Source organism: Polyangium sp. y55x31, assembly GCF_029946505.1.
GTDB lineage: Bacteria > Myxococcota_A > Polyangia > Polyangiales > Polyangiaceae > Polyangium.
The window spans coordinates 211,531-236,715 of record NZ_JARZHG010000007.1 but is presented as its reverse complement, the minus strand read 5'-3'; the positions used below and the strand labels follow the sequence as shown (position 1 = coordinate 236,715).

Genomic DNA, 25,185 nt, shown 5'->3' with positions numbered 1-25,185 from the left:
CCTGCCGCGCCGAGCCGTCAGCTGATCTTGGTGCCGCCCACGGTGATCTTGTCGATCTTGATCGTCGGGCATCCGACGCCGACGGGCACGCTCTGGCCGTCCTTGCCGCACGTCCAGATGCCGTCGGAGATCTCGAGGTCCGTGCCGAGCATCGTGACCTTGCCGAGCACGTCGGGGCCGTTGCCGATGAGGTTCACGCCCTTCAAAGGCCGCGTGATCTTGCCGTCTTCGATCAGGTAACTCTCGGTCAACGAGAACACGAAGTCGCCGTTCGAGATGTCGACCTGGCCGCCGCCGAACTTCTTGGCGAAGACGCCGCGTTTGACGCTGCGAACGATCTCCTCGGGGTCGTGCGGGCCCGCGAGCAGGATGGTGTTCGTCATGCGCGGCAGGGGCGCGGCGCCGAAGCTCTCGCGCCGACCGTTGCCCGTGGGCTCGAGCTTGTAGTGCTTGGCCGAGAGCCTGTCGTGCATGTAGCCGGCGAGCGTGCCGTTCTCGATGAGCACGCTCCTTCCGGGCTCGTTGCCCTCGTCGTCGACGTTGATCGCGCCGCGCGAGGCGAGCAGCGTCGCGTCGTCGACCACGGTGCAGAGCGGGCTCGCGACCGTCTCGCCGACCTTGCCGGCGTAGTTCGACGTGCCCTTTCTGTTGAAGTCGGCCTCGAGCCCGTGGCCCACGGCCTCGTGCAAGAGGATGCCGCTGTCGCCGGGCGCGAGCACCACGTTCATCTCGCCGGCCGGCGCCTCCTCGGCGTCGAGCATCGTCGTCGCTTGGCGCGCCGCTTCCCGCGCATGCATTTCCGGCGAATGATCGGCGAAGTACGCTGCGAGCGTGGTTCGTCCGCCGCCGCCGCTCGATCCTTCCTGACGTTTGCCGTCGCGCTCGGCGATCGCGCGCACGCCGAAGCGGAAGAGCGGCTGCACGTCGTGCGCCATCACGCCGTCGCTCGTCGCGAGCAGGATCTCGCGGATCTCCTCGGAAAAACTCGCCTCGGCCTTCACGATGTGCGGGCCCTCGGCGAGGGCCGCGGCGCTCGCGCGTTCGAGCAGCGCGCGCTTCTCCATGCCGGGCACGTCGAGCGAGACGAGCGGCACATCGTAGCGGTTCGGCACGCTGCGCAGCCTCGGCAGGACGTGCGTCGTGCCGCCCGAGGTCGTGGCGATCTGCGCGGCGGTCTCGGCCGCGCGCTTCATCGACTCCCACGAGAGATCCTCGGTGTAGGCGTAGCCCGTCGCGTCGCCGCGCTGCACGCGCACGCCGACGCCCATGGATACGCCGCGCGAGGCGGCCTTGAGGATGCCTTCGTCGAAGGAGAAGCCGCCGCCGGCGCGGTATTCGAAGAACAGATCGGCGTACTCGCCGCCCTTGGAGAGGGCGACGGCGAGGAGCCGCCCGCACAGGTCGGCGTCGATCTCGTTGTCTCCGCCCGGCGCGAACGGGGCACGATAGGCAGCGCTTCTGGTCATCGGGCCACCAATGTAGAGCGCGGCCTTGGGTCGGTCGAGCCGAAGCCCCGGAAATCCAGCCTCGGCGTGCGGGTTCGTGCGCGTTCGGGCGCAGAAAAGTCGACGTCGCTCGGGCGACGCGGTAACGCGGTTTCACGATGAACGGACCCCAGATCGCCCTCGTGTGGCTCCACGTGTCGGGCAACCTCGTCTGGATCGGCTCGATCCTCGCGGTCGCGTTCGCTCTCACGGCGGGTGGGACGGACCCGAAGGTCCGCGGCGCGCTCGGGGAGCGGATCTACCGGCTGCTCAGCGTGCCTGCGTTCGTGCTTTCGTTCGTGACCGGCGTCGCGCGCCTCTTGATGGACACGCACTACTACCTCGTCGAGCACCACTGGATGCACGCCAAGCTGCTCTTCGCGCTCGTGGTGATCGGGATCCACCACGTGATCGGCGGCCGGGCGAAGAAGCTCGCGCGGGGAACTGTGCAGGACGCCGGCCCGACTGCTATGATGGCTGCGATCCTCGCGGCGTCGGCGGTCATCGCCGCCTTCTTCGCGGTTTTCAAGCTGCCGAACTGAAAAAATCGGGATCTCGGCTCGCCCGAGATCACCCGGTTTTCGAGTCGATATTCCGTTCGCACGTGACCGCGCTTGTGCGCGGCTCGTCGTTCCGTTAGATGATTTATCGTGGATGAGGCGGCGCGAAGCGTCGCGTCTGCGTCGTCCCCGGGTCGCTCTCTCGAGGAGAATCCCATCGCCGTGGCGGTCGATCGCGACAAGGTGCTCCGAGCAGCGCAGAAGTTCGTCGAAGGCAAGCGCTGGGACAAAGCGATCGCCGAGTTCCAGAAGCTCATCGCCGAAGATCCGAAGGACGTCCGGGTCCTGCTCAAGATCGGCGACTGTCACCTCAAGATCGAGCAGTACGCCGAGGCCATCGAGACGTACGAGGTCGTGGCGCGGCTCTACATCGAGCAGAAGCCGCCCGAGCCGCTCAAGTCGATCCGCGTCTACCGGCAGATCCTGGAGATCATCGACAAGCGCGCGCCGAAGCTGCTCGAGCGGTTCGGTTATGTGCTGCCGCGCCTCGCGGAGCTCTACACGCAGCTCGGCCTGACGAGCGACGCGGCCGCGACGTACGACGACATCGCGAACCGCCTGCACAAGGCGAACAAGGATCGCGAGGCGATCGAGCCGCTGAAGAAGGTCGTCGACCTCGACCCGCACAACCCCGTGCCGCGCCTGCGCCTCGCCGAGGCGTACAGCCGCCTCAAGGACACGCCCGCGGCGATCGCGCAGCTCGGACAAGCGGCGGACGTCCTCGTCAAGATGGGCCGGCGCGACGACGCGCTGAAGGTCCTCGACCGGCTGCTCACGATCAAGGCCGAAGGCAAGTACGCCAAGATCGCGGCGAAGATGTACCTGGAGCGCGCGCAGCAGACCGACGCGATGACCGCGCTCGCGAAGCTCCAGATCTCGTTCAAGGAAAACCCGAAGGACCTCGAGACGCTGAGCCTGCTCGCGAGGGCCTTCGACAAACTCGGTCAGGCGCCGAAGGCGACCGAGGTCCTGAAGGAGGCCGCGCGCCTCGCGAAGGAGTCGAAGAAAAACGACGAGTTCAACGAGCTCGTCGACGCGCTCCTCGCGCGCGCGCCGCACGACGACGCGGTCCGGCAGCTCGCGGCGCAGCGGCCCGCGCCGCCGCGCAAGCAGGTCGAGGAAGACTCGGTCATCGTCGTGCAAGAGGTCGACGAGATCGATTACGACGAGGACCTGCCGCCCGAGTCGTCGGTCCCGCCGATCCCGCTCCAGCCCTCGCATCACGACGACGAGGCCCTGCGCGCGCGGCAGATCCTGCAGCAAGCCGAGGCGTACCGGAGCCAGTACGACTACGCCAACGCGATCGCGATCCTGCTCGACGGCGTGGCCATGGTGCCGAGCTCGCACGAGCTGCGATCGCGGCTCGTCGACGTGCTCAAGGAGGCCGGCGACGAGGAAGGCGCGATCCGCCAGATGCTGATCTTCGCGCAGCGCCTGAGCGTCGACGGCGACGTGCGGAGGGCGGCGGAGCTGCTCGACGAGATCCGGCTCATGGATCCGTCGCAGCCCGAGGCGATCCAGATGCTGCGCGCGCTCGGCTACCAGGTCGAGGATCCGCAGCCGCAGCCGCAGCAGGTCTACCCGCAGCAGCAGGGCTACCCGTACGCACAGCAGCCCGGGCAGCTCAGCGCGCTCGACGATCCGTTCGCGGGTGTCCAGGCGCAGCAACACCACGGCTACGCGCAGCAGCCGCAGTACCCGGCGCAGCCGTATCCGCCTCCGCAGCAGCCCGCGCCGACGCGCAGCCAGACGGGGCACACGCTCGACGAGGACGTCCTCGAGCAGATCGATTTCTACGCCAACCAAGGCATGCTCGACGACGCGCGCACGCTTCTCGACGAGCAGCTCGCGCTCCTGCCGAACCACCCGCTCCTGCTCTACAAGCGCGCCGAGCTCGAGCAGATGGGCCGGCCGTCGTACGTGCCGGATCTGCCGGGCGGCGGCAGCGGGATCCTCACGAAGAAGAGCGAGTATCCCGCGGATGACGGCTTCGCCGACATCCAGAACATGATCAACAACATCGAGTTCGCGCCCGAGGCGGCGGCGGCGCCGCCCGAGTTCCCCGGGGTCAACGTCGACACGATCTTCCAGCAATTCAAGGCTGGCGTGCAGGCGCAGATCTCGGACGCGGACGCGGCCACGCATTACGATCTCGGCGTCGCGTATCGCGAAATGGGTATGTACACCGACGCGATCGGCGAATTCGAGGTCGCGGCGCGTGACCCCGCGCGTGAATGCGTGTGCCGGTCGGTGATCGGCATGATCCACCTGCAGCTCGGCAACGTGGACGCGGCGATCGACGCGTTCTTGCGCGGGCTCGAGGCGCGGCAGAAGACCCGGGAGCAGGAGCTCGCGCTCGCGTACGAGCTCGCGGACGCGTACGAGGCCCGAAAAAACCCGGAGCAGGCGCTTTATTACTTCAAGCGCGCCGGGCAGATCGACCCGAACTACCGGGATCCGCGCGGCGGCGTGCAGGATCGTATTCGCCGGCTGGAGCCGAATCCGGGTCCGGCCAAGCAGGCGAAGGCGGTCGGCGCGGAGCTCCTCGGCGACGATTTCGATCTCGCGTTCGACGATCTGCTCAGCACCAGCAAAGGGAAGATGCCGTAAAGGCGTCGGACGAAATGAAAAAAGGGGCCCCCGGGTTCTTCCGGGAGCCCCTTTTTCGTTCAACCGGTCACACCGGATTTTCGTTCACGATGCCCTTGATGCTCGGACCGCTGTAGAAGTCCTGCACCCGGCGCATGTCGCCCTTGGCCACCGCGAACGCCACGGCCGCGCCCGCCGCCGCGCTCGTCGCATTGCTCTGCTGGCCCGGCACGTTCTCGCCCGTCGTGGGATCGAAGCCGTCCGTGCTGCCGTCGGCCCGCACGCCGCCGAACCAGCCCGTCTTCGTGTAGCCATTGCCCATCACGTAGAGCCAGTTCGAGTTGTTCGGCGTCCCGTCCGGCCAGCCGCCGCGGTCGCGCGGGTTCTTCGGCGTGTCGCCGTGCACCGTCATGACGATGTTGTCGGCGAGGGTGCGCGCCGTGCAGACCGGATCGGGGATGGCCGCGAGGTCGTTCATGAACTCGTCGAACATCTTGCCGAGCTGAGCGACCGTATTGCGCAGGTTGTTCATGTCGTTGAACGCCCCGTGCGGGTCGTCGCGCATCGCCGGCATCATCACGCTCTGCGTCAGGCCGAGCTTGAAGGCGCGCGCCGTCGTGATGAAGGCGCGGCCGATCTCGGCGAGGCGGTTCGGCGTGCCCTGCCCGATGTTGTAGCGGGTGAGGTCGTCGGCCGTCGGCGCGAGCTGCGCGGAGAGGTTTTTCCCGAGGAAGTTCGCGCTCGTCTTGCCCACGCGGAGCTGGCGCGCCCAGGTCGGGCGGCCGGCCGCCGCATTGAGGCCGACGAAGGCCTTGTAATAGGCCTCGAACAGCGCCGCGTCCTCCTCGACGGCGAGCGTCACGCGCGACGCCGCGCTGTCGAAGAGATCGACCATGCCACCCGCATTGTTCACCGTGGCGACCCCCGGCGCGCCCGGGGCGGCGCCGAAGTTCAGCGGGTTGATCGCGATGACCGGCAGGAGCGACGGGGTTTGCCGTTGAATGGCGGCCGCCGTGGCGAGCATGCTGACGCCATTGCCGAGCGTCGCGGCCGAGCCGGGCGTCGGCGTGTGCGTCTGGTTCGTCCCGGCCATGAAGGCCGAGATGCGCTTGCGCTTGTCGAGCTTCTTCCAGGGCGATTCGGGCGCATAGACGAACGGTTTGTCCGTGTCCGACGCGTCCTCGGTCTGGCCGAAGGCGTGGAACGCGAAGTTGTCGTTGTTCGCCTTGGCGATCTGCGTGTGGGGCCAGAGGAGCTGGAACCACGCGAATCCGCCGTCGCCGGCCACGAGGTGGACCGAGCGGTTCGTCGCGGCGCAGGCGTCGTCGGCCATGGCCGTGCCGGCCGAGTCTGCGATGACGTCGAGCACCTTCGCGCGATCGAGGGCGAGGACGGCGCCCATTGCGGTGGTCCAGCGCAGGAAGTTGCGCCGGGCATTGCCTTGGAGGTATTTGAGCTTCTCGTCGACCATGGTCTCCTCCGTCACTCGCACGAATGGGCTGCGGCCATCATCGTACCGACCGCGATCCGCTTGCCTTTTTCCACATCGGAGGCGCTCGTCACGACCTTGTTGCAGATCGCGACGTGCGAGTCGGTCGCGGGGCGACCCGTGATGCAGGCGATGGCGTCCCGATTGCACTGGTTGTTCGCGTCGAACATCTCGACCCCGACGCCGTTCACCTTGCATTGGTCGACGTTCGGCAGGTTCGCGATGATCTCGGGCGCCGCTTGCACGAAGATGTCGAAGAGCTTGGCCGCGCCGGCCGCGCTCCACACGACCGCCTCGCCGACGCGCGCGTCGTAGCTCGCCGCGCCGAGCGCGCCGCCGCCGCCCTTGAAGAGCTGGCCCGCGGTGGGCACCTGCGCGGTCGCGTCGATGTTCACGCCGAGCGAGGTGAGCACGTTCTGAAGCGCATTGTTTTGCAGCTTCTGACACGAATGCAGGCGCGTGCGCACCTCGGGCGGGCCCTCTTCCTGGCGCTGCGCGAGGACCTCGAACGGATCCTTGAACACGCCCTCACCGAGGTCGCCCATGTGGCTATGGGTATTGTCCTCGTCGCCGGCGAAGACGCCGGGCTGGTTCTCGAAGTCCGTCGTCGGATCGTCGATGACGGGGGACGGCCGCGAGAGGTTTCCGGACGGCGGCTCCTGCACGCAGGCCACCGAGAAGAGGCCCGCGACGAGGGCAATCGGTGCGCCGCGGAGGAACGTCGAGATGATGCGATTCATGGTCTCTCTCCTTTCTTTCCGCATGCGCCTAGAACTTGGTGAAATCGTCGCTGAGCAGGATCGTGCGCAGCGTCTTCTTCAGGTTCATGCCATTCGCGAGGAAATCCTCGACGTAGGGCTTGAGGACCTCGGGCGGCACCGTCGCGAGGTCCGAGACGATGTCTTCCTTCGACATCGCGAAGTTGTACATGCGCGCGACGGCGCAATCGTGGACGTCCGGATCCTTCGCCATGGCCTGGCCGAGCGCCGGCAGGTCCGCGACGGGCTCGCCGAAGCGCCAGGCCGTGGTCTCGCCGTCCTTGAGCCAATGGGAGAGCACGGTCTTTTGCGGATCGGGCACGGTCGGGGTCTCGACCTGGCTGTCGTTCATCCATTGCCCGTTCATGTTGAAGTTCGCGAAGAGCGGCGCGATGCGGTTCAGCGTCACGTGGCAGTTCGCGCAGACGACCGACGAGGTGTCCTGGAAATTGATCGGGTTCGTCCCGATCGATTCGAAGGGCCAGGGGCCGGTGTAATCGGCGCCGTTCACCTGCCTCGGCTCGGCCGAGTATTCGGCGGGGAACTTCGTGCAGACGAAGATCTCCTGCACCCAGCGCACGCGCCGGAACGCCATGTTGCCGTAGAACTGCATCATGACGCCCGGGTTCGTGAGCACGCCGGCGTGCGTGGGGACGCCGTTGTCGCAATTGCCGTCGGCGAACGTGTTCGTCGCGCCGTCGTACGTCGGGCAGGTGTTCGTGGTGGCCGTGAAGAGGTCGGTGTAGGGCTTCTCCTCGATCATCACGCGCGTCGCGAAGACGGGCGCGGTGTCGCGGCTCGGCTTGTTGTCCTGCGCGCCGCCGCCCTGACGCATCGTATCGCGCCACCATTTGATCATGCGCGTGGTGAAGCGCTGATCGGCGAGCATCGCGTCGATTTCGGCCTCGTACGCGGCGCGCTGGTCGGTCGCCGTCTCGACGTTCTTGATCTGCTGGAGCGTCGGGAGGTTTCGCACGAGCTTCAGCGACGCCGTGCGCAGGGCCTCCGTATAACTCGTGACCCGGTCGTCGAGCACGGTCTTGTCCGGGATCGGGGGCGCCTCGGGATCACCGCCGGTCGTCTCGTCGCCGCCGCTCGTGTTGTTGTTCCCGCCGGTGGTCGTATTGCCTCCCGTCGGCGGCTCGAGGCTACTGGGCCCCGAGCTCGAGCACGCGCCCGCCGCGAGCGCGGCGAGCAAGGTGAGCATTCTGGTCCGCTTCATGGGCCGCCTACCTTTCGTCCTCTTCATTTCTCCGCTGCGATCCAGATGGATACGCGGTCGCGGAAGTTGTTGAATGCGCCGCCCTGCCCGCCGAACTTGAACGGATGCGCGGCATTTCCGCCGGGATTCGTGGTGATGAAGAGCTGGCTCGAGGGGGGATCGTTCGTATTGACGCGGTTCTTGATCTGCCCGCAAGCCTTCGCCGAGTCGCTCATGAGCGACGACATGTCGACCGCCGCGACGGCCTGACCATTGGCGCCGCCGTGGCAGTTCAGGCAAACCGTGAGCTCTTGCTTCGCATTGGCGTCGAACGAGGCGACGTCCTTGCATCCGCCCGTGGGCCCGCCGTCGCCCGCGTCCGGCGACGCCGGCTCGTATTTCTCGATGAGCTCGAACGCGAGCGAGAGCTTCGCGTCCTTCGACCAGTTCACGAGGATGAGCGTGCCGGGGCCGAGCGCGCCGGATTCGCCGGCCTGGTAAATCGTGTCCACGTTCGAGAAGCTGTCGACCGGATCCGGATTCGGCTGCTTGCCGAGCGGATGCACGACCCAGAGCGGGTGAACGATCTTCACGCCCGTCTTCGAGGTCGGGTGCAGCTCGATGTTCGACAGCTCGAGCGTGGTCTCGGCGAGCAGGTCGGCCTGGAACGTGACGGCCATTCCCTCGAAATCGGGACCGAGCGCGCCGAGGTAGATCGCATTGAAGCCCATGATGGGCACGAACGGATCGATGTGCGGGCCCGCCGCCGGCGGCGGCTCGGTGAAGTTTTTCGCCTCCTGCGCGAGCCACGCCTTGACCTTCGGCAAGAGCGTGTCCTTCAGCGCCGGCGAATCGAGGTTCGTCCCGCTGTGACCCTTGCCCGTCATTGCATACGTGAGGAGGAGGCTGTGCTCGGGGTCCGTGGCGACGATCCCCGGCCAGCTCGCGAACGATTGATAACGATCCGGGCCCGCGAGGAAAGGCGTATCTGCGAGCCCGGCGACGTCGTGGCAAAGGCCACAAGCGCTCATCAGGTCCGCCTGCATGGACTCGAAAAGATCACGCCCGCTGAAGACGACGGGCCCTCCACCCCCGGCGCCGCCGTCCTCCGTACCGCCGCCGCCCGTCGGACCGGGCGCGAGGCCCGACGGCGCCTCGACACAGCCCGCCGCCACAGCGGAAGCCGCGACCGCGAGCGCCCCGAGGCCGATGGCAATGGCTCGAAAGTATTGCTGTTTCGGTTTCATCGTCGCAAGCATGCCCATGGATCGAGAATGGCCGAGTCGCCGAGCGGCGAGAAGCCCCAAATGCTCTTGCACGCCCTGCGCCATCCGCTCTGGCTGTGTGTTTGCATCCGAGCCGTACGAACGAGGCCCCGTGGACGTCCCCGCTGCGAGGGGGTGGATGAGCGATGCCCCAGGGTGGATCTGTGTTGAACCAGGTCGAGGGGACCAACCCGCGCCGATCTTTCGATTGCACAAAACTGGTCCCGATCCGCCCGCCGGATGTACCCGATGCGCATGAATCGGATCCTGCTCCCCGCCCTCGTATCGCTCCTCGCCATGGGCTGCGGCAAAGCCGCGGTCCGCACGCAAGCGCTCGCCCCGGAAAAGCCCGCGCCGGCCGTCACTGCGCCGGAAGAGACGGTCGCGAAGGCCGAGCCCGAGGTCGCCGAGGAGCAGGCGCCCGTCGAGGGTCGTCGCGAGGTCGGCGATTACGTGGTGTATCGATTCTCGGGCAGCTTCCAGAAGGCGCCCGTGACGCTCACGGAGCGCGTCGTCGCCCGCGAGAAGAATGCGCTCGTGATCGACTTCATCCTCGAGGAAGGCAAGGCCACGACCGAGCTCCGCGTGCGCCTGAGCGAGGCGGCCGAGACGCGCGGCGAGGTGCTCTCTGTGCAGCGCATCGAAAAAGGAAAACTCGTCCCGGCCAGCGCCGACGAATACGAGGCGCTGATGGCGAAGACGATGGTCGTCGCGGACGAAAACGAGGCGGCCCTCGGCTCGGAGCACGTGGTCGCCGTGATGGGCAACGACCTGCTGCCCGCGAAGCGCACGAGCTTCCGCGTGAAGATCGGCGAAAAGAAGGCCACGCTCACCACGGTCGTCAGCGACAAATTCTCCTGGGGTGATCTCTCGGGCGAGATCACGGCCGAGGACGGCTCGGTCATTTATCGCGCCGAGGTCGTGAACGTCGGCCACGTGGTCGAGACGAAGACGGGCAAGGAGCCCCAGGTCGCCCGCAGCGATTACGAAGATTACGAGTGATCCAAAAGGCCGCGCCCGGCGTCACGGGCGGCCCTTTCGCGCGAGGATCTCGGCTGCACGGTTTGCCGCCTCTTTGACGAGGTGGCCCATCTTGGAATGCTCCGGCTCGACGTCGGGGCAAAGGCCTTCCTGCCGGAGCGCCTCCGAGCAGACAGGGCCGATCGATCCAAGGAGGCCGCAGCCGAGCGCTTCCCGGACAGGGCCGTCGATCCCCTCCTCGGCCGCGACGAGCAGCGCATGCTCGACCTGCGCGCGGCTCGTGAAGAGGGCGATCGGGATCTCGCCGGCCGCGAGCCTGTGGAGCGCGCTGCGGAGCGGCGCCGTGTCCTCGGGCAAGGCGTAACGATAAACGGAGACGGGCAGGACCTCGGCTCCGCGTGCGGCGAGGCCCTCATGAAGCGCGGCGTTCGGAACGCCGTACTCCTGCACGGCGACGCGCTTGCCCACGAGCGGGCCTCGTGTGTCGAGCGCGGAAAGGACCTCGCGGTGGCTGTTCGGCGCGGCAACCGTGACGATGCCGGTCACGCCGAGCTCACGGAGCGCGACGGCCGGCTTTGGTCCACGCGCGACGACGGTCGCATGGGCGAGCGCAGCGGCGAACGCAGCGCGATCGAGCACGGGCGCCACGGCATCGACGAGGCCGCGGGTGCCGACGCCGGTCATGAGGACGACGACGTCGATCGTGCCCGCGGCGAGAGCCTCGGCGAACGCGAGGGCGCCCTCGGGCGCGTCGAGACCGACCTCCCGGAGCGCAGGCGCGCGGACGGGCACGCCGCCATGACGCTCGACGAGCGAGGCCATCTCGGCCGCGCGCCGGCTTTCGAACGACACGACCAGGCGGCCGCCGAAGGAGGCAGGACCGGGAGACACGTGGGCCATCGTGCGCCTACGCGTCCCGCGCCGCCAGCGCTTCGTCGAACGCCGAGTCTGCGCTAGACTCGGATCGAGCAAGGAAGGTGCGCATGGACGAGAGCGCAGACGGGCTGCACGGAGCCGGCGGCGACGAGGAAGGGGCCGGGGACGCGCTCGACACGAGGAAAGCGGAGGGGCCCGATCCGGTGATCGGCGCCGGCCTCGCGCTGTTCGGCATCTTCGTGATGGGCCTCGGCGGAGCGCGCGACCTGCACTACGTGTTCAACGCAGGGATGTTCATCGCGGTCGGCGGGGCCGTGACGTTCGTCCTGTTCGTCGCTCTTACGGCGATGAAGCAACGAGCCGCGCAGCGCAGCGCGAAGCAGGGCTAGGCGAACGACTCCCTCACCCCCGACCCCTCTCCCTCGCGGGAGAGGGGAGATGAGCGCTAAGCGACCTCTTCCTCGACCGCAGCGAGCTCGCTCTCGGGCACGCCGAGGTCGGCCGCGACGTGGTGCAGCTCGGCGCGCTCCGCGTCCGAGAGCCTTCCATCCGCCACCGCGACCTTGGCGAGCAGACGGATGACCTCGACGCGCTCACGGCCGTCGCAGAGGCTCTTGAGCTCGCGCACGCAGAGCGTGAGCTCCTCCTCGCGGAGCTCCGGCAGCTTGCCCTTCAAGGCGTGCGTGACGGCCTCGATCGCCTCGGGGGACAGGCCCTCGATGTGCGCGAGCATGCTGCGGAGCTGCTGCTCTTCCCCCTCGGTGAGGCGGCCGTCCACGCCCGCGACCTTGCCGAGCAGGACGACCACCGCAGCGATGTAACGAAGGACGACGGCCTCGTCGTCAGGCAGGGCGCGGCGCAGCTCCGCGAGCAGCGCATCCACGTTCGGATACGTGTCCCCTCGCTTGAGGCCGAGCCAGGCTAGAAGTCCCACGACAGACCAACGTACTCGGGGTGATTCTCGGGGGTCAATCCTCGGGGAGCGCCGCCTCGCCGAGCCACTCGGCGACCGGATCGTCCGTCTTCGGCGTCTTCAGGATCGTGCCATCCGGCCCGTCCTTGCGAACGACGAGCGTGCGGCGCGTCGTCGTGTCCGGGTTCTCGCGCGCCACGACCGTGATGACGTTCACGCCCGGCCGGAGCGGCGCATCGAACTCGAACGTCGACTTCTTGGGGTCGGCGCCGTCGCGGTTCGACTTGTAGTAGAGCTTGCGCGAGCCGACGAAGACGTAGAGGTCGAGCAAGCGCTCGGCGTCGGAGGCCGCGCCCGTGATCTTCACCTTGTCGTCGCGCGTGGCCATGGCCGCCGCGTTCACGTCGAGCGTGGGCGGCGCCTTCGAGTAGACGTCCTCGAAGGACGGCGTGACCGACGGCGCGCCGCTGCCCTGCGTGGTCTCCGCGGCGAGCACGAAGGCGAAGCGACTCGACCCGAGGTCCACCTTGTAAAAGTCGCCCGCTTTGCCCGTGATTGCCACGGTCTCGCCGGCCCGCAGCTTGCCGAAGACGAGCCCGTTCGCGTCCGCCGTCGCGAACAGCGTCGCGCCCTGCAGGCCGGCCTTCGCCGTGCCCGAGGCCTTCGGGATCGTCATCGCGTTGCCGACGGGGATCTTCACCTTTTCGGTCGCGATCTCGCGCAGGTCGCGATCGCCGACGGACAGGCTCAGCGCGGCCTCGGTGTCTTGCAGCTCGGGCTGCACGTCGAAGGTGAAGACCACCTTGCGCACGTCGCCGGGGTTCATGTTCGAGATGTCGAACCGGCCGGCGCGCAGGAGCAGGCCCTCGCCCGAGAGGTTCGCGATGTTCGCCTGCGTCTCGAACGAGCGGCCCTTGCCGACGTTCTTCACGGTCAGGTACATCGACACGCCCTCGCCGCGCTGGATGCGGCCGTCGCCGTTGCCGCTGCGGTCGTCGACGATCTGGTAGGCGTACTGGAAGAGCGGGCGCTCGAGGGCGCGGATCGTCGGGCGAATCTCGGCCGCCCCCGGCTCGAAGCCGCCCGCGGCCTCGAACTTCACCTTCACGCCGTCGGCGCGGCTCAGCGCGTCCATCGGGATCTTGCAGATGCGCTTCTGGTTCGCGAGGCGCGGCTTCGTCGTGCCGACCTTGCGGCCCTCGACCTCGCACCAGCCGAGCGGCGCCTTCGAGGTCTTGCTCTGGCCGGGGGCGATCTTGCCGAAGACGAGCTCCTTGCCATCGAGGTAGCCGCTGTCGCTCTCGGTGGAGGCGCGCAGGCGGTAGATCGGCTGCTTGCCGTTGTTCTTCACCGTGACCGAGAGGTTCATCGGCTCGCCCGCCGTGACCTCGTTGTTCGCGCGGTCGGTCTCGACCTTCACTTCGAGGTCGCTCTTCGCCGGGCCCTGCGCGCCTTCGGGTGCGTCGGACCAGTCGTAGCCGAGCTTCGAGAGCTCCGCGGCGACCTTGTCGAGCTCGTCCTTGCGCGCCTTCTCGATGTAGTCGCGCGCGGCGTCGATCTGCGCGTTGCGCGTGGCGCCCGGGGGCATGCGCTGCGCGAGATCACGCGCGAAGCGGATCGGGAAGTCGACGCGGAAGTCGTCGTCGGTCTCGCCGCCGCGCTCGCGCATCTCCTCGCGCTCGGCGCTCGTGAGCTGGTAGCGCACGACCTCGCGCGGCTTCGACCCGGCCTGGGCCTTGCCGTTCGTCAGATGCGCCGAGAGATCACGCTCGCGCAGGCCGTCCTTCTGGATCGTGAGATCCATCTCGAGCTCGTCGACCGTCATCGGATCGAGCTCGATGTCGGGCGTCACGCCGACGCCCTGGATCGAGACATCGCCGGGCGTGAGGTACTGCGCGATCGTGAGCTTGAGCGCGGCCTTCTCCGGCGTGACGTCGGGGAAGACGAGCTGCACGCTGCCCTTGCCGAACGTCGTCGAGCCGACGATGACGGCGCGATCGTGGTTCTTCAGCGCGCCCGCGACGATCTCGCTCGCGCTCGCGGAGTTGCCGTTCACGAGGACCGCGATGGGGTACGTCGGCTCGGTGCCGGGGCCCTTGGCCTTCTTCTCGTCGCGGCCTTCGGAGGCGCCGACCGTGGAGACGATGACGCCGTCGGCGAGGAACTTGTCGGCGACACGCGTGGCTTGATCGAGCAGGCCCCCGGGGTTGCCGCGCAGGTCGAGCACGAGGCCCTTCAGCGAGCCCTTGTTGCGAAGATCGTCGAGCGCGAGGTCGAGCTCCGTCGACGTCGTCGCCTGGAAGTTCTTGATGCGCACGTAGCCGATGCCCGAGGTCTCGAGCGGGCGCGACTCGACCGAGCGGACCTTGATGACCTCACGCACGAGCTCGTAGGGCTTCGGCGTCTGCCAGCCTTGCTCGCCGTCGCGCGTGACCCACACCGTGACCTTCGTCCCGGGGTCGCCGCGCAGGCGCCGTACGGCGTCGTCGAGCGGCATGTTGAGCGTCGACTCGTTGTTGATCTTGACGATCCGATCGTGACGCTTGATGCCCGCGCGGCCCGCCGGCGTGTCCGGCATGGGGTTGATCACGGTGAGGACCTGATCGCGGATCGAGATCACGATGCCGAGGCCGCCGAAATGGCCCGACGTGGAGAGGTTCATCTCCTTGTAGGCCTCGGGGCTCAAAAAGACCGAGTGCGGGTCGAGCGTGTGCAGCATGCCGTTGCACGCCGCGTACTCGACCTCGCGCAGATCGACCTCGGTGCCGCGCAGGTTTTTCTGGAGGAACGCGAAGACCTCGCGCAGGCGCGCCGATACGTCCCAGGGGCCCTGCACGTTGTCGATGCGGAATTTCTTCTCCGCCGTCTCGACGCGGACGGTCACCTCGTTCGGATCGTCGTTCACGACGATCACCTGGGCGACGTCACGCTGGACGTAGTTCAACGCCGACAGGAGCATCTCCTTCGGCTTGACCCGTCCGGGCTCGACGTACTTGTCGCGGATGAGCTTGAGCGTCTCGTTGACGGCTTCGAGGCGCGTCAGGTCGTAGGGCGCTTTTGCCGTCGGGCCGCTGCCCGTCACGGCGAGCGCGGGTTCGAATCCGCGCCAAAGACCGCCCGCCCCGAACTGCACCGCGAAAAACGCGGCGATGGCAAACGAGGCAAACGCGATGCCGATCTTCCCGAGACGCTCGAGGATCTTCATACGATTCCTCGAGTATAGGCCTCAGGGCGTCCGCGTCGACCACGCGCTGCGCCCCCGAACCCCCGCCAGGGAAGAAAGATCGCGGGCCGACGCGCGTCAGGACGTCGACTTCTCGCCGCCCTCTTCGTCCTTCTTCGGCAGCTGCTTCGGCGGCGGTTGGTCCTCGTCCTTGAGGCCCTTCTTGAAGTTCCGGATGCCTTCGCCGAGGCCCTTGCCGATGTCGGAGATGCGCCCGGCGCCGAACAAGAGCAGAGCGACGCCCAGGATGAGAAGGAGTTCGGTGATGCTCAGTCGGCCCATGGTCGTGCTCCTGCCCGGGGAAGCTCCAAGCCTCCCGCGTTCACATCACCACCCGTACCACCCTCGGGCGTCTCCGGCAATGGACGCCAAGGCCTCAGGATCGCGGGTGATGGGGATGAGGGGCGCGAGATCCGCCGTCTTCTTTGGTCATGCGCCCGGGGCGCGGCGTGACGACAGAAATCGCGCGAAGCGGGCCGCCAGGAGCGGACCGAGCAAGCCGAGCGCAAGGACGAGGCCATAAGCGGAGAGCGGGCTCTTCTCGCGTTCGAGCGCCGAAAGGACGAGGAGCGCGAGCGCCGGGCCGGAGAGGCCGACGAAAAGAGCGAGCGCACGGCCGCCGATCGAGGAGGCGAGCACGGCGAGGCTCGCGAGGAGGGCGGTCGCCGAAGACGTCGCGCCGAGGAGCAGGGCACGCACGGAGGCGCGGAGGTTCGAGGGGCGGCCGAGGGGCAAAAGGCCTCGCACCGAGGCGCGGGCGACACGGACGGTCATGGGGCCGGTCGTTTCGTTCGAGGGCAAAGCAAGGACGAGGTCGTCGGCCACGAGGGAAGCAGTATCGGCGGAGAGCTCGACCGAGCGCGCCGCGAGCGCGGATCCGCCGAGGAGGGAAGGGGTCATGACGAGGCGCGGGGGCTCGCCGGGCAAGCAGAGCCAGGTGGCCTCGGCGATCGGGACCGTCGCGGCATACGGGGTCTTTGGATCGCGCGCAGCACCGTCGACGCAAGCCGCGCGGCCGTCCGCGAGGAGGCGAGACGCGAGTCGTCCCGGCGCTTCGGCTTCGCGTCCCCATGCGAGCGAGGCCAGCGCGGAAAGGACGAACACGAGGAGCCAAACGGGAAGGGCGGACGCGACGAGCGATCGCGGCGAAGCGCCCAGGGCGAAGACGGCGCGCGCCTCGCCACGATCGACGAGCCGAGCCGCCGCGAGGGCCGCGCCGAGGGGAGGGGCGAGCACGAGCGCGACTTCGAGCGAGACGGCAAGGGCAGCCCGGGCAAACGGCAAGCCGAGACGCACGGGCACACTCGGCGCGAGGAGGAGCGGCATCGAACGGACGAGGCCCGCGAGGAGCGAGACCGAGGTGACGAGCGCGGCCACGAGCGAAACGTCCCGGCAGGTGGGGAGCGCGAGGAGGCGGAGCCCGGGCGGGATCGGGACGATCGAGCGGCTCATGGGTGGGACGGCTGCGGGGAGTGTACTAACGTTCCGCCTCGTGACGGACCGAGCAGCACGCAAGGAGGCCGGATGTCCGCGGTCGTGATCGTCGGCGCCCAGTGGGGGGACGAAGGAAAAGGCAAGATCGTCGACCTGTACACGGAGAGCGCGGACGTGGTCGTGCGCTTCGCCGGAGGGCCGAACGCCGGGCACACGCTCGTCGTGGGCGACGACAAGATCGTCGTCAGGCTCGTGCCGAGCGGAATTCTCCGGGCGCAGGCGCGGTGCATCATGGCGCAAGGCATGGTCGTCGATCCGGCCGTGCTCGTGTCGGAGATCGATGTGCTCGAAGCCAGAGGGCACACGACGCGCGGGCGGCTGTTCGTCTCGGACCTCGCGCATCTGATCCTGCCGTACCACCGGCTCGTCGACGGCCTGCGCGAAGCGACCGCGACGGACGGGCAGAAGATCGGGACGACGAAGCGCGGGATCGGGCCGTGTTACGAGGACAAAGCCGCGCGGCGCGGGATCCGCGTCGGGGACCTCGCGGATCTCGACGGCCTCGAGCAAAAGCTCGCGCGCGCCGCGAGCGCGTGGGGCCCGGTGGTGCGCGAGCTCGGCGGCGAGATGCCGGACGTGGCGGCGATGATGACGGAGCTTCGCGCGCTCGCGCCGCGGATCGTGCCGCTCATCGCGGACACGGCGGTGCTCGCGAACGACGCGATCCAGAAGGGCGAACGCGTGATGTTCGAGGGCGCGCAGGGCACGCTGCTCGACCTGGATCACGGGACGTACCCGTTCGTCACGTCGTCGTCGGCGGTGGCGGGCGGCGCGTGCGTCGGCGCGGGCGTGGGGCCGACGCGGATCAAGCGGGTCCTCGGGATCACGAAGGGCTACGCGACGCGCGTGGGCGAGGGGCCTTTCCCGACGGAGCTCTCGGGCGAGCTCGGTGAGCGGCTGCGGGTCGCGGGAGGCGAGTTCGGCTCGGTGACGGGACGGCCGCGACGAACGGGCTGGCTCGATCTGCCGGCGCTCCGGTATGCGGCGCGGGTGAACGGGCTCGACGGGCTCGCTGTGACGAAGCTCGACGTGCTCTCGGGGCTCGACACGATCGAGGTGTGCGTCGCGTACGACACGCCGGAGGGACGCACGAAGGAGCTGCCGATCCGGCACGTCGGCAACGTCGTGCCCGTGTACGAGAAGCGGCCGGGGTGGCGCGAGTCGCTCTCCCACGCGCGGACGATGGCCGAGCTGCCGAAGGCTGCGCAGGACTACGTGCGCTACCTCGAAGCCGAGATCGGCGTGCCGGTGTTCCTGGTGTCGGTGGGGCCGCGGCGGGACGAGACGATCGTCCTCAAGGACGCGTTTGGTTGAAGGTCAAACGGACAGGCTCTTCATGTCGATCACGAAGCGATAACGAACGTCGCCTTTGACGGTCCGGTCGTATGCCTCGTTGATCTGCTGCACCGGGATCACCTCGACGTCGGAGGTGATCCCCTTCTCGCCGCAATAATCAAGCATCTCCTGCGTCTCGGCGATGCCGCCGATCAAGGAGCCCGCGAGCGTCTTGCGCCCCATGACGAGGCCAAACGCCCCGATGGGGAGCGGCTTCTCCGGCGCGCCCACGAGCACGATCGTGCCGTCGCGCCGGAGCAGGCCGAGCAGCGCATTGATGTCGTGCGTCGCCGAGACGGTGTCGAGGATGAAGTCGAACGACCCCGCCTGCTTCGCGAGCGCGCTCGGATCGCTGCTCACGAGGAAATGGTTCGCGCCGAGCCGGCGCGCGTCGGCTTCCTTCCGCGCCGACGTGCTGATCACCGTGACCTCGGCGCCGAACGACGCGGCGAACTTCACGCCCATGTGCCCGAGTCCGCCGAGCCCGACGACGCCGACCCGCTGCCCCGGGCTCACCTTCCAGTGGCGCAACGGCGAATAGGTCGTGATGCCGGCGCAGAGCAGGGGCGCGGCGGCCGCGGCGTCGAGGCCCTCCGGGACGCGGAGCACGTAGTTCTCGTCCGTCACGATGACGCTCGAGTACCCGCCGAACGTCGGCGTTTTGCCGTCGCGCTCGAAGCCGTTGTACGTGAGGACCATCCCGCCCTGGCAGAACTGCTCGACGCCTTCCTTGCAGCTCCCACATTCGCGGCACGAATCGACGAAGCAGCCGACGCCGACCAGATCGCCCTCGCGGAACTTGGTGACGCCCTTGCCGGTCCCGGTCACGCGGCCGACGATCTCGTGGCCCGGCACCATGGGAAACGTCGAATTGCCCCACTCGCCTCGGACCTGATGAATGTCGGAATGGCAGACCCCGCAGTAGAGGATCTGGATGACGACGTCGTGGTCGCTGGGATCACGCCGGTCGAAGGTGAACGGCGCGAGGCCAGACTGTGCATTTTGCGCGGCGTAGCCTTGGGCTTTGATCATCCGACCTGCCTACACGGAAAGCAAAGACGCGGCAACCGCGGGGCAAGATGTCACGTGCCCGCTTCCTCCTCGAAAAGCGCGGGGACGAATCCCTCCACCGTCGCGAGCGCTTCGAGTAACCCCGTCCGCGGCACCGTGCTTTGCAATCCAACTGACGGCGGCGCGAGCACGGTTCGGCTCGGCATGACCTGCGCCGTCGAGGATACGGCCCGGACCGTTGGGTTTTGCCCCCCGCGCGTCGTCAGGAGCCGTGACGGCGAGACTTGCTGCGCCGGCAAGCTCCACTCCCCCGAGGTCCGGCTACGCGCCTGTTTGCTCCGCCAGTAATCGCGCGGGCGCATTCCCGCCGCGCGCGCGTCGAGGTCCGGGATCCGCGGCCAGAAGCCGCCGCCCGCCGTGCCGAGCGAATGCGCGAGCGCCTCGTACCGCGCCCGCACGTTCGCCGCGTCCTCGCCGAGCCGCACCTCCGCGAGCGACTCCGCGAATCGTTCGAGCGCGCCGAGCAAAAGCGCGCGCTGCCCCGAGATGATGATGCGCGACGTCGCCTCCTCCCCGAGCCGACGAACCTCCCGCGGATCGCCGCGCCGGAGCGCGGTGACGTGCATGCGGCCGAGCAGGCCGAGGCAAACGGCCCGTTCGTCGCCGTTCGAGCCCGAGCCCTGCTCGATGGCGCGCTCGTACGAGAGGAGCGCGTCGGCGAGGTGGCCCTCGACGAGGTGCACGTCGCCGAGGAACGCCTGCCCGAGGGCGCGGCCGAGGCTCGTGCCCACGATACGCGCGAGGTTCAGCGCGTTCGTGACGAGCATGCGTGCGCGGTGCAGGTGGCCGACGTGGAACTGGTGACGGCCCGCGTAGAGCGTGCCCATGTAGAGGTAGTGGCCACCGAGCTTGTGCTCCTCGGCGTACGCGAGGAGCTGCGCCGTCGAGCTCACGCCGAGGTCCCAGTCGTACCGCGCCTCCGCGAGCAGCGCGCACGCGTGCCACGCGCCGAGCAGACGCGCCGGATCGGCGAGCTCTTCGGCGAGGTGGGCGGCGGCCTGGATCTCGCGCTCGGCGCCGTCGAGATCACCGGTCCAGCCGAGCGCCATGCCGTAGAGGCTCCGCGCGTGGCAGAGCTCGACGAGGTCGCCTTCGCGCTCGGCGAGCGAAGAGCCCGCGGCGAGGGAGCGCGCGGCCTCCTCGACGAAGCCGCGGGCGAGATCGACACGGCCGAGCACGTTCGTCGCGGCGCACCTGTGCCGTTCGAGAGCGGGATCCTTTCCTGCCGCGGCGATCGATTGCTCGGCGTGCTTGCGCGCCTCCGCGAGCTCGCCGCGCGCCTCGTGCACGCGGGCGAGCGCGGCGCCGAGCATGGCCGAGGCCGCGGGCGTGTCGGCGGTGCACCGCTCGACGAGCTTGTGCAGCTCCTCGGTGCCGCCGAGCAGCCAGCGAAGGCGCACGAGCTCGGCGGTGGCGACGAGCTGGATGCGGCGCTGCTCCGGCGAGGCGGGGAGCGTCGCGACGAGATCGAGCGCGCGGTGGAGCTTCTGTCCGGCGCCGGGATCGTTCGCGGGGGTTTCGAGGGCCGCCGTGAGGTATGCGTCTGCGGCCCGTAGCGTCTCGCCGGCGCGCTCGAGGTGGCGCGCGAGCGTGCCGGGATCGGCGCCGCGTCGTTCGAGCTGGCGGGCGATGCGCAGGTGGTGCTCGCGGAGATCGGCGCGCACCGCGCGTCGTTCGAGCTGTTCGAGCACGACGTCGTGAACGAACGTGGTGGACGTCGGCTCGTCGAGCAGGAGGCACCGCTGCCCGCCCTCTTCGAAGGCGCGGCCGATGCGATCGATCGTGAAGAGGCCGAGCGCGTGCAGGTCCGAGCGCAAAAAGCGTCGGCCGAGGAGCGCGGCCACGCCGAGCACCTCGCGCGACTCGGGCGAGAGGCTGTCGACGCCGCGGCGGAGCGCTTCGGTGATCGAGTCTGGGGCGCGGTAATCGGCGAGGTTGCGCGAGCCGAGGCACAACGTGCCGAACGCGGTTCGGCTGACGAACCCTTCGACTTCGAGGTTCCGGATCACCTGGATCCCGAAGAGCGGATTGCCCGCGGCGAGCAGCGGCACGTGCCGTTCGAGCTCGCGCAGGATCGCCTCGTCTCCGCCGCGCGAGAGCTCGGCGAGCAGCCGCCCGTTCTCCTCGCGATCGAGGGGACCGAGATCCATGAGCGCCGCGCCGCGCCAGGCCACGCGCAGCGGTGGCCGCGTCGTGCCCAGCAAGAACACCTTCGCGGCTCCGAGGCTCCCCGAGAGGATCTCCAGCACCGCGAGCGTCGCCTCGTCGCCCCAGTGCATGTCCTCGATGGCGACGAGCACGGGCAGGTCGGAGGCGATGCGCGTGACGAGCCTGCGCACGAGCTCGGCCACCCTTCGCGCCGACGAAGGCCGGAGCAACGTTCGCCGCACGTCGGCGTCGCCGAGCCCGCGGCCGAGCTCGGGCACGAGCGCCGTGAGCAGCTCCGCGTCCTCGTCGTTCGCCGCGTCGATCGCGGCTTGCACGAGCGCGCCCGTCAAGCTCTTGCGCCGCGTGGCCGTGGCGACGCGGCTCAGCGCCTCGCGCAGCGGCGAGTACGGCACGAGCGCGCTGAGCTCGCGGCAGCGCGCGTAGATCACCACCGCCGCGCCGTCCTGCTCGACGACGTTCAAAAGCTCGGAGACGAGCCGGCTCTTGCCGAGCCCCGCGTCGGCCACGACCACCACGGGCGTCGCCGCGCGCGACGTCGTGCCGAGCACGCGCGAGGCGAGCAGCGACAGCTCGCTCTCGCGCCCCACGAACGGCGCCTCCTCCGTGTTGTGTCGCGGCGGCAGCGACGTCATGCGCGCGCTTTGCGGCGCCCGCGTGCTCTGCGGCCCGCGCTCTCCGTCCGGCTCCTCGCCGCGCAGCGTGTCGTAGTAGATCTCCTTCAGCCGCGCGCAGAGCTGCGCCGCGCTCCCCGGCCGCTGCGACGGATCCTGCGCGAGCAGCTCGTCGATGAGCGCCGCGATCGCCGGCGGCACGCTCGGGGCCACCTCGCGCAGCGGCACCATCTCGCCGACGGTCCGGTTCATCATGATCGTCCGCTGCCCGCGGCCTTCGAAGGGCAGCTTCCCCGAGACGAGCTCGTAGAGGATCGTCCCGAGCGCGTAGAGATCCATGCGCGGATCGGGCCGCGCGCGACCGCTGCGCAGGCACTCGGGCGCCATGTAGCCCACGGTCCCCGCCGTCACGCGTGTATCGTCCGGCTGCCAGCTCGACGTGAGCGTGGCGAGCCCGAAATCCAGCACTTTGACCCGCGGCTCGTGCGGATCGACGATGACGATGTTGCTCGGCTTGAGGTCGAGGTGCAGCACGCCGCGCGCGTGGCAGTGCGCGAGCGCCTCGGCCACCTTGCGCATGAGCCGCACCGCCTCCAGCGTGTCGAGCGCGCCGACACGCTCGAGGTAGGCGTCGAGCGTCTCACCCGCCGCGATCTCCATCGCCAGGTAAAACCCCACGCCCTCGACGAACCCGTAGCCGTAGAGCTGGATCAGCGAGGGATGATCGAGCTTGAGCAGCGCCTCGATCTCGTTCTGCTGGCTGATCAGGCGCTCGGCCGTGAGCTCGGCCGCCGTCGTCTTGAAGACCTTCAGCGCGGCGCGGACCCCGGCGTCGCTTCGCGCGCGGAACACCGCGCCGAACCCACCTTCGCCGAGGAGATCCTCGATGGTGTAGTCCCCGACCCGCGCCCCCCTTTCGAGCCAGCGGTCGCCCTCCATCACATCGAACCCTTCGAGCTCGTTCTTTCCGGCTTTACAGACTGCCGGAGGAGACGCCCGAAGGATACGGCCAAGACGCGCCGAATGCGTGCGCTCTCTCCGTCCGTGTTCGCTCTCGCGTGGACCTCGTGATGCGCGTCACGCGTGGGATCGGTATACTGCGGCCGTGATCCCGAGCGTCTTTCTCGCCTCGATCGTCCTCGCGTCCCCGACGCCTCCATCGAGCGGACAAGGCGCGAGCCTCGTCGCTGCCGCGGCCGCGTCAGGGCGCCCACGGGAGTGTGCGTCGACCGTCCGGCGTGGATTGTCCCGACGTCCCACGGTCTGGGAGCTCGCGCGCGCCCCGGAGCTCGGGAAGTATTGCGACCTCGTCGCGCGTGCAAAGGCGCTGCTCGTCTCGGACCCGGCGGCCGCGAAGACCGCCGCCGAGAACGCCGAGAAGGTGCTGCCCGGGTACGCCGCGCCGCGCGTGTTGCTCGCCCGTGCGGCCCTCGCGCTCGGCAAGGTCGATGACGCCGCGCGCGAGTTCGAGGCTGCGCGTGGCAAGGATCCGCGCAGCGTCGAGGACCCGCCCACGATGCACGACCTCGCCGAGGTCCTTCGCCGCACGGGCAAACTCGAAGACGCGCTCGCCGTCTACCGCGCGCTCGTGCCGCGCATCGACTTGCTCGGCTCGGCCGATCGCCGCGTCGCCGTCCTGCTCGAAGCCGCGCACGTCTCCATGGCCGTCGCGGCCTTGCGCGCGGCGAGCGGCGCCGCGCCTGCCGAAGCGCCTTCCGCCGAGCCGAAGCGCGCGCCGCTCGACGAGGCCGCGGCGTACCTGCGTGAAGCGCGGCAGCGCCCGCCGAGCGCGCTCTCGGGGGACGTCCTCCTCTCGCTCGTGCTCGTCCTCGATCGCAACGGCGATCGCGTGCAGGCCGACGCGGCCCTCGCCGACGCGCGCGCCTCGGGCGTGCGCCTTCGCGCGGGCGGGCCGAGTTACCTCGCGGCGGTCGAGGACAAGGCTTGCCTCGAAGCGCTCGCGGCCGACGGCGCGTCCGCGGTCAAACTCTGGGAGACGTACCTCGGCGGCCCCGGCGGCAAGACCCCGTGGGCGGCCTCCGCGCGGGCGCGGCTCGAAGCCGCGAAGAAGGCGCCGCGTCCCGCCGGCGCGAAGGGGGGCCCGTGAGCCAAAGGTCTTTCCGTTCGGCGCTCGTCGCGACCGCGCTCGCCGTCGCCTTCGTTGCGTCTGCCTCTCGCGACGCGCTCGCCGCGCCCTCCGTGTGGCTGAAGGCGCGTGATCCCGTGGCCGCTTCGCGCCTCACGCTCCTCGAAGAGGCCGATCAGTTCCTCCTCAAGCACGACCTCGCACAGAACGAAGCCGGGTTCGATTCGAGCTCCGCCGTCGACATTCTGCGCCGCATGCGGGACGTCTACCTGCTCGAAGCGCTCAAGCGCCTCGACCAAGCGGGCGGCGCGGAGAGCCCCGATCCGCGCGTGCGCGTGCGCATGGGCCACGTACTGCGCAGGCTCGGTCAGGACGGCAAACCGCCGAACCCGGGACGCATCGAGGAGGCGATCCGCGTGCTCCTCACCGTCACGCGTGGCAGCGCGCCGCCCGCGCTCACGAGCTCCGCGTGGAACGAGCTCGCGATCGCCTACGCCGTCCTCGGCAAGCGTGAGCAAGAGGTCCACGCGTACGGCGAGGCGCTCGCGCACGAGCCGCTCGGCCATCACCGCGCCGTCCTCTTCGCCAACCGCGCCGAGTCGTACATGGGCATGGGCCGCCTCGACGACGCCATCCAGGGCTACCGCGAGGCGCTCCGCTCGCTCCTGCCGATCGAGATGTTCCAGTTCGGGGTCACGGCCCTCTGGGGCCTCGCCGTCGCCACGGATCGCGACGGCGACCTCGACGGCGCGCTCGCTTCGATCGCGCTCGCCCGCGCGTACGACCGCGACGATCACAAGATCCACGAGCCGAGCTGGTTCTTCTCACCGCCGCACGACGAGGCCTGGTACGAGGCGCTCGGGGCGTGGAGCACGGCGCGCTCCACGGACCTCGGCGCCGTGCGTGCCGAGGCGTACACGCGGGCCATCGAGGCCTGGGAGGCGTACCTCGAACGTGCGCCGGACGACGATCGCTGGATCCCGCTCGGCCGCGTGCGCCTCGAAGCGTGCAAGAAGGAGCGGGAACGTGTCCTTCAGGCGGCGCGCCGGCGCTGAGATCGCACAGACCTCTTTACGGTGA

General features: G+C 69.1%; 19 protein-coding genes. 7 read left to right on the top strand and 12 right to left on the bottom strand.

Annotated elements, in window-relative coordinates:
• Positions 1–17: 17 nt before the first annotated feature.
• Entirely contained in the window at positions 18–1,466 is a 1,449-nt protein-coding gene (locus tag QHF84_RS16140; protein WP_281314193.1) for a metallopeptidase TldD-related protein, read from the bottom strand.
• A 137-nt stretch (positions 1,467–1,603) separates the two neighbouring features.
• Here QHF84_RS16140 and QHF84_RS16135 point away from each other — a divergent pair, with 137 nt between their 5' ends.
• Together QHF84_RS16135 and QHF84_RS16130 are read left to right on the top strand one after the other, a co-directional pair.
• Positions 1,604–2,026: a CopD family protein gene (locus QHF84_RS16135; RefSeq protein WP_281314192.1), complete on the top strand. Its 423-nt coding sequence runs from the start codon at positions 1,604–1,606 to the stop codon at positions 2,024–2,026.
• Positions 2,027–2,206: 180 nt separating this feature from the next.
• Complete coding sequence (locus tag QHF84_RS16130) at positions 2,207–4,654, top strand: tetratricopeptide repeat protein (RefSeq protein WP_281314191.1); 2,448 nt, start codon at positions 2,207–2,209, stop codon at positions 4,652–4,654.
• Between the two features lie 67 nt (positions 4,655–4,721).
• Here the strand turns inward: QHF84_RS16130 and QHF84_RS16125 are convergent, their stop codons facing one another.
• Genes QHF84_RS16125 through QHF84_RS16110 form a run of 4 tightly spaced genes read right to left on the bottom strand, consistent with a single transcriptional unit; the run spans position 4,722 to position 9,328 of the window.
• Positions 4,722–6,104, bottom strand: coding sequence for a hypothetical protein (locus QHF84_RS16125; RefSeq protein ID WP_281314190.1), 1,383 nt, complete (start codon positions 6,102–6,104; stop codon positions 4,722–4,724).
• A gap of 11 nt (positions 6,105–6,115) precedes the next feature.
• Complete coding sequence (locus QHF84_RS16120) at positions 6,116–6,862, bottom strand: hypothetical protein (RefSeq protein WP_281314189.1); 747 nt, start codon at positions 6,860–6,862, stop codon at positions 6,116–6,118.
• Between the two features lie 28 nt (positions 6,863–6,890).
• The gene (locus QHF84_RS16115) at positions 6,891–8,102 is read right to left on the bottom strand and encodes a DUF1549 domain-containing protein (protein WP_281314188.1); all 1,212 of its coding nucleotides are present in this window, start codon (positions 8,100–8,102) and stop codon (positions 6,891–6,893) included.
• Between the two features lie 23 nt (positions 8,103–8,125).
• The gene (locus QHF84_RS16110; RefSeq protein WP_281314187.1) at positions 8,126–9,328 is read right to left on the bottom strand and encodes a hypothetical protein; all 1,203 of its coding nucleotides are present in this window, start codon (positions 9,326–9,328) and stop codon (positions 8,126–8,128) included.
• Positions 9,329–9,601: 273 nt separating this feature from the next.
• Between QHF84_RS16110 and QHF84_RS16105 the strand changes: the two genes are divergently transcribed.
• Positions 9,602–10,348, top strand: a complete 747-nt coding sequence (locus QHF84_RS16105; RefSeq protein ID WP_281314186.1) for a hypothetical protein — start codon at positions 9,602–9,604, stop codon at positions 10,346–10,348.
• A gap of 21 nt (positions 10,349–10,369) precedes the next feature.
• Here the strand turns inward: QHF84_RS16105 and QHF84_RS16100 are convergent, their stop codons facing one another.
• On the bottom strand, positions 10,370–11,227 hold the full coding sequence (locus tag QHF84_RS16100; RefSeq protein ID WP_281314185.1) for a uroporphyrinogen-III synthase: 858 nt from the start codon (positions 11,225–11,227) through the stop codon (positions 10,370–10,372).
• A gap of 83 nt (positions 11,228–11,310) precedes the next feature.
• Between QHF84_RS16100 and QHF84_RS16095 the strand changes: the two genes are divergently transcribed.
• Positions 11,311–11,592: a hypothetical protein gene (locus tag QHF84_RS16095; protein WP_281314184.1), complete on the top strand. Its 282-nt coding sequence runs from the start codon at positions 11,311–11,313 to the stop codon at positions 11,590–11,592.
• Positions 11,593–11,648: 56 nt separating this feature from the next.
• Here the strand turns inward: QHF84_RS16095 and QHF84_RS16090 are convergent, their stop codons facing one another.
• From QHF84_RS16090 to QHF84_RS16075, 4 genes are all read right to left on the bottom strand, one after another.
• Positions 11,649–12,137, bottom strand: a complete 489-nt coding sequence (locus QHF84_RS16090) for a TerB family tellurite resistance protein (RefSeq protein ID WP_281314183.1) — start codon at positions 12,135–12,137, stop codon at positions 11,649–11,651.
• Positions 12,138–12,171: 34 nt separating this feature from the next.
• Positions 12,172–15,321: an MXAN_5808 family serine peptidase gene (locus QHF84_RS16085; RefSeq protein WP_281314182.1), complete on the bottom strand. Its 3,150-nt coding sequence runs from the start codon at positions 15,319–15,321 to the stop codon at positions 12,172–12,174.
• Positions 15,322–15,417: 96 nt separating this feature from the next.
• Positions 15,418–15,621: a twin-arginine translocase TatA/TatE family subunit gene (gene tatA / locus QHF84_RS16080; RefSeq protein WP_136930433.1), complete on the bottom strand. Its 204-nt coding sequence runs from the start codon at positions 15,619–15,621 to the stop codon at positions 15,418–15,420.
• Positions 15,622–15,768: 147 nt separating this feature from the next.
• Entirely contained in the window at positions 15,769–16,791 is a 1,023-nt protein-coding gene (locus tag QHF84_RS16075; protein WP_281314181.1) for a hypothetical protein, read from the bottom strand.
• Positions 16,792–16,863: 72 nt separating this feature from the next.
• Between QHF84_RS16075 and QHF84_RS16070 the strand changes: the two genes are divergently transcribed.
• Positions 16,864–18,147 carry an adenylosuccinate synthase gene (locus QHF84_RS16070; RefSeq protein ID WP_281314180.1) on the top strand — a complete coding sequence of 428 codons (1,284 nt, stop codon included), beginning with the start codon at positions 16,864–16,866 and terminating at the stop codon, positions 18,145–18,147.
• Positions 18,148–18,150: 3 nt separating this feature from the next.
• Here QHF84_RS16070 and QHF84_RS16065 read toward each other — a convergent pair whose 3' ends face one another.
• Together QHF84_RS16065 and QHF84_RS16060 are read right to left on the bottom strand one after the other, a co-directional pair.
• A complete protein-coding gene (locus tag QHF84_RS16065; protein WP_281314179.1) occupies positions 18,151–19,200 on the bottom strand; it encodes an NAD(P)-dependent alcohol dehydrogenase in 1,050 nt (349 codons plus the stop codon).
• A gap of 50 nt (positions 19,201–19,250) precedes the next feature.
• On the bottom strand, positions 19,251–22,958 hold the full coding sequence (locus QHF84_RS16060; protein WP_281314296.1) for a serine/threonine-protein kinase: 3,708 nt from the start codon (positions 22,956–22,958) through the stop codon (positions 19,251–19,253).
• 166 nt (positions 22,959–23,124) lie between these two features.
• Between QHF84_RS16060 and QHF84_RS16055 the strand changes: the two genes are divergently transcribed.
• Positions 23,125–24,126, top strand: a complete 1,002-nt coding sequence (locus QHF84_RS16055) for a tetratricopeptide repeat protein (RefSeq protein ID WP_281314178.1) — start codon at positions 23,125–23,127, stop codon at positions 24,124–24,126.
• Positions 24,123–25,160 carry a hypothetical protein gene (locus QHF84_RS16050; protein ID WP_281314177.1) on the top strand — a complete coding sequence of 346 codons (1,038 nt, stop codon included), beginning with the start codon at positions 24,123–24,125 and terminating at the stop codon, positions 25,158–25,160. Before QHF84_RS16055 ends, QHF84_RS16050 begins: the two co-directional genes overlap by 4 nt.
• Positions 25,161–25,185: the final 25 nt, after the last annotated feature.

Coding starts and splice junctions, on each gene's coding strand:
- QHF84_RS16140 (WP_281314193.1), bottom strand. CDS start 1,466: ATGACCAGAAGCGCTGCCTATCGTGCCCCGTTCGCGCCGGGCGGAGAC.
- QHF84_RS16135 (WP_281314192.1), top strand. CDS start 1,604: ATGAACGGACCCCAGATCGCCCTCGTGTGGCTCCACGTGTCGGGCAAC.
- QHF84_RS16125 (WP_281314190.1), bottom strand. CDS start 6,104: ATGGTCGACGAGAAGCTCAAATACCTCCAAGGCAATGCCCGGCGCAAC.
- QHF84_RS16120 (WP_281314189.1), bottom strand. CDS start 6,862: ATGAATCGCATCATCTCGACGTTCCTCCGCGGCGCACCGATTGCCCTC.
- QHF84_RS16115 (WP_281314188.1), bottom strand. CDS start 8,102: ATGAAGCGGACCAGAATGCTCACCTTGCTCGCCGCGCTCGCGGCGGGC.
- QHF84_RS16110 (WP_281314187.1), bottom strand. CDS start 9,328: ATGAAACCGAAACAGCAATACTTTCGAGCCATTGCCATCGGCCTCGGG.
- QHF84_RS16105 (WP_281314186.1), top strand. CDS start 9,602: ATGAATCGGATCCTGCTCCCCGCCCTCGTATCGCTCCTCGCCATGGGC.
- QHF84_RS16100 (WP_281314185.1), bottom strand. CDS start 11,227: ATGGCCCACGTGTCTCCCGGTCCTGCCTCCTTCGGCGGCCGCCTGGTC.
- QHF84_RS16095 (WP_281314184.1), top strand. CDS start 11,311: ATGGACGAGAGCGCAGACGGGCTGCACGGAGCCGGCGGCGACGAGGAA.
- QHF84_RS16085 (WP_281314182.1), bottom strand. CDS start 15,321: ATGAAGATCCTCGAGCGTCTCGGGAAGATCGGCATCGCGTTTGCCTCG.
- tatA (WP_136930433.1), bottom strand. CDS start 15,621: ATGGGCCGACTGAGCATCACCGAACTCCTTCTCATCCTGGGCGTCGCT.
- QHF84_RS16075 (WP_281314181.1), bottom strand. CDS start 16,791: ATGAGCCGCTCGATCGTCCCGATCCCGCCCGGGCTCCGCCTCCTCGCG.
- QHF84_RS16070 (WP_281314180.1), top strand. CDS start 16,864: ATGTCCGCGGTCGTGATCGTCGGCGCCCAGTGGGGGGACGAAGGAAAA.
- QHF84_RS16065 (WP_281314179.1), bottom strand. CDS start 19,200: ATGATCAAAGCCCAAGGCTACGCCGCGCAAAATGCACAGTCTGGCCTC.
- QHF84_RS16060 (WP_281314296.1), bottom strand. CDS start 22,958: ATGGAGGGCGACCGCTGGCTCGAAAGGGGGGCGCGGGTCGGGGACTAC.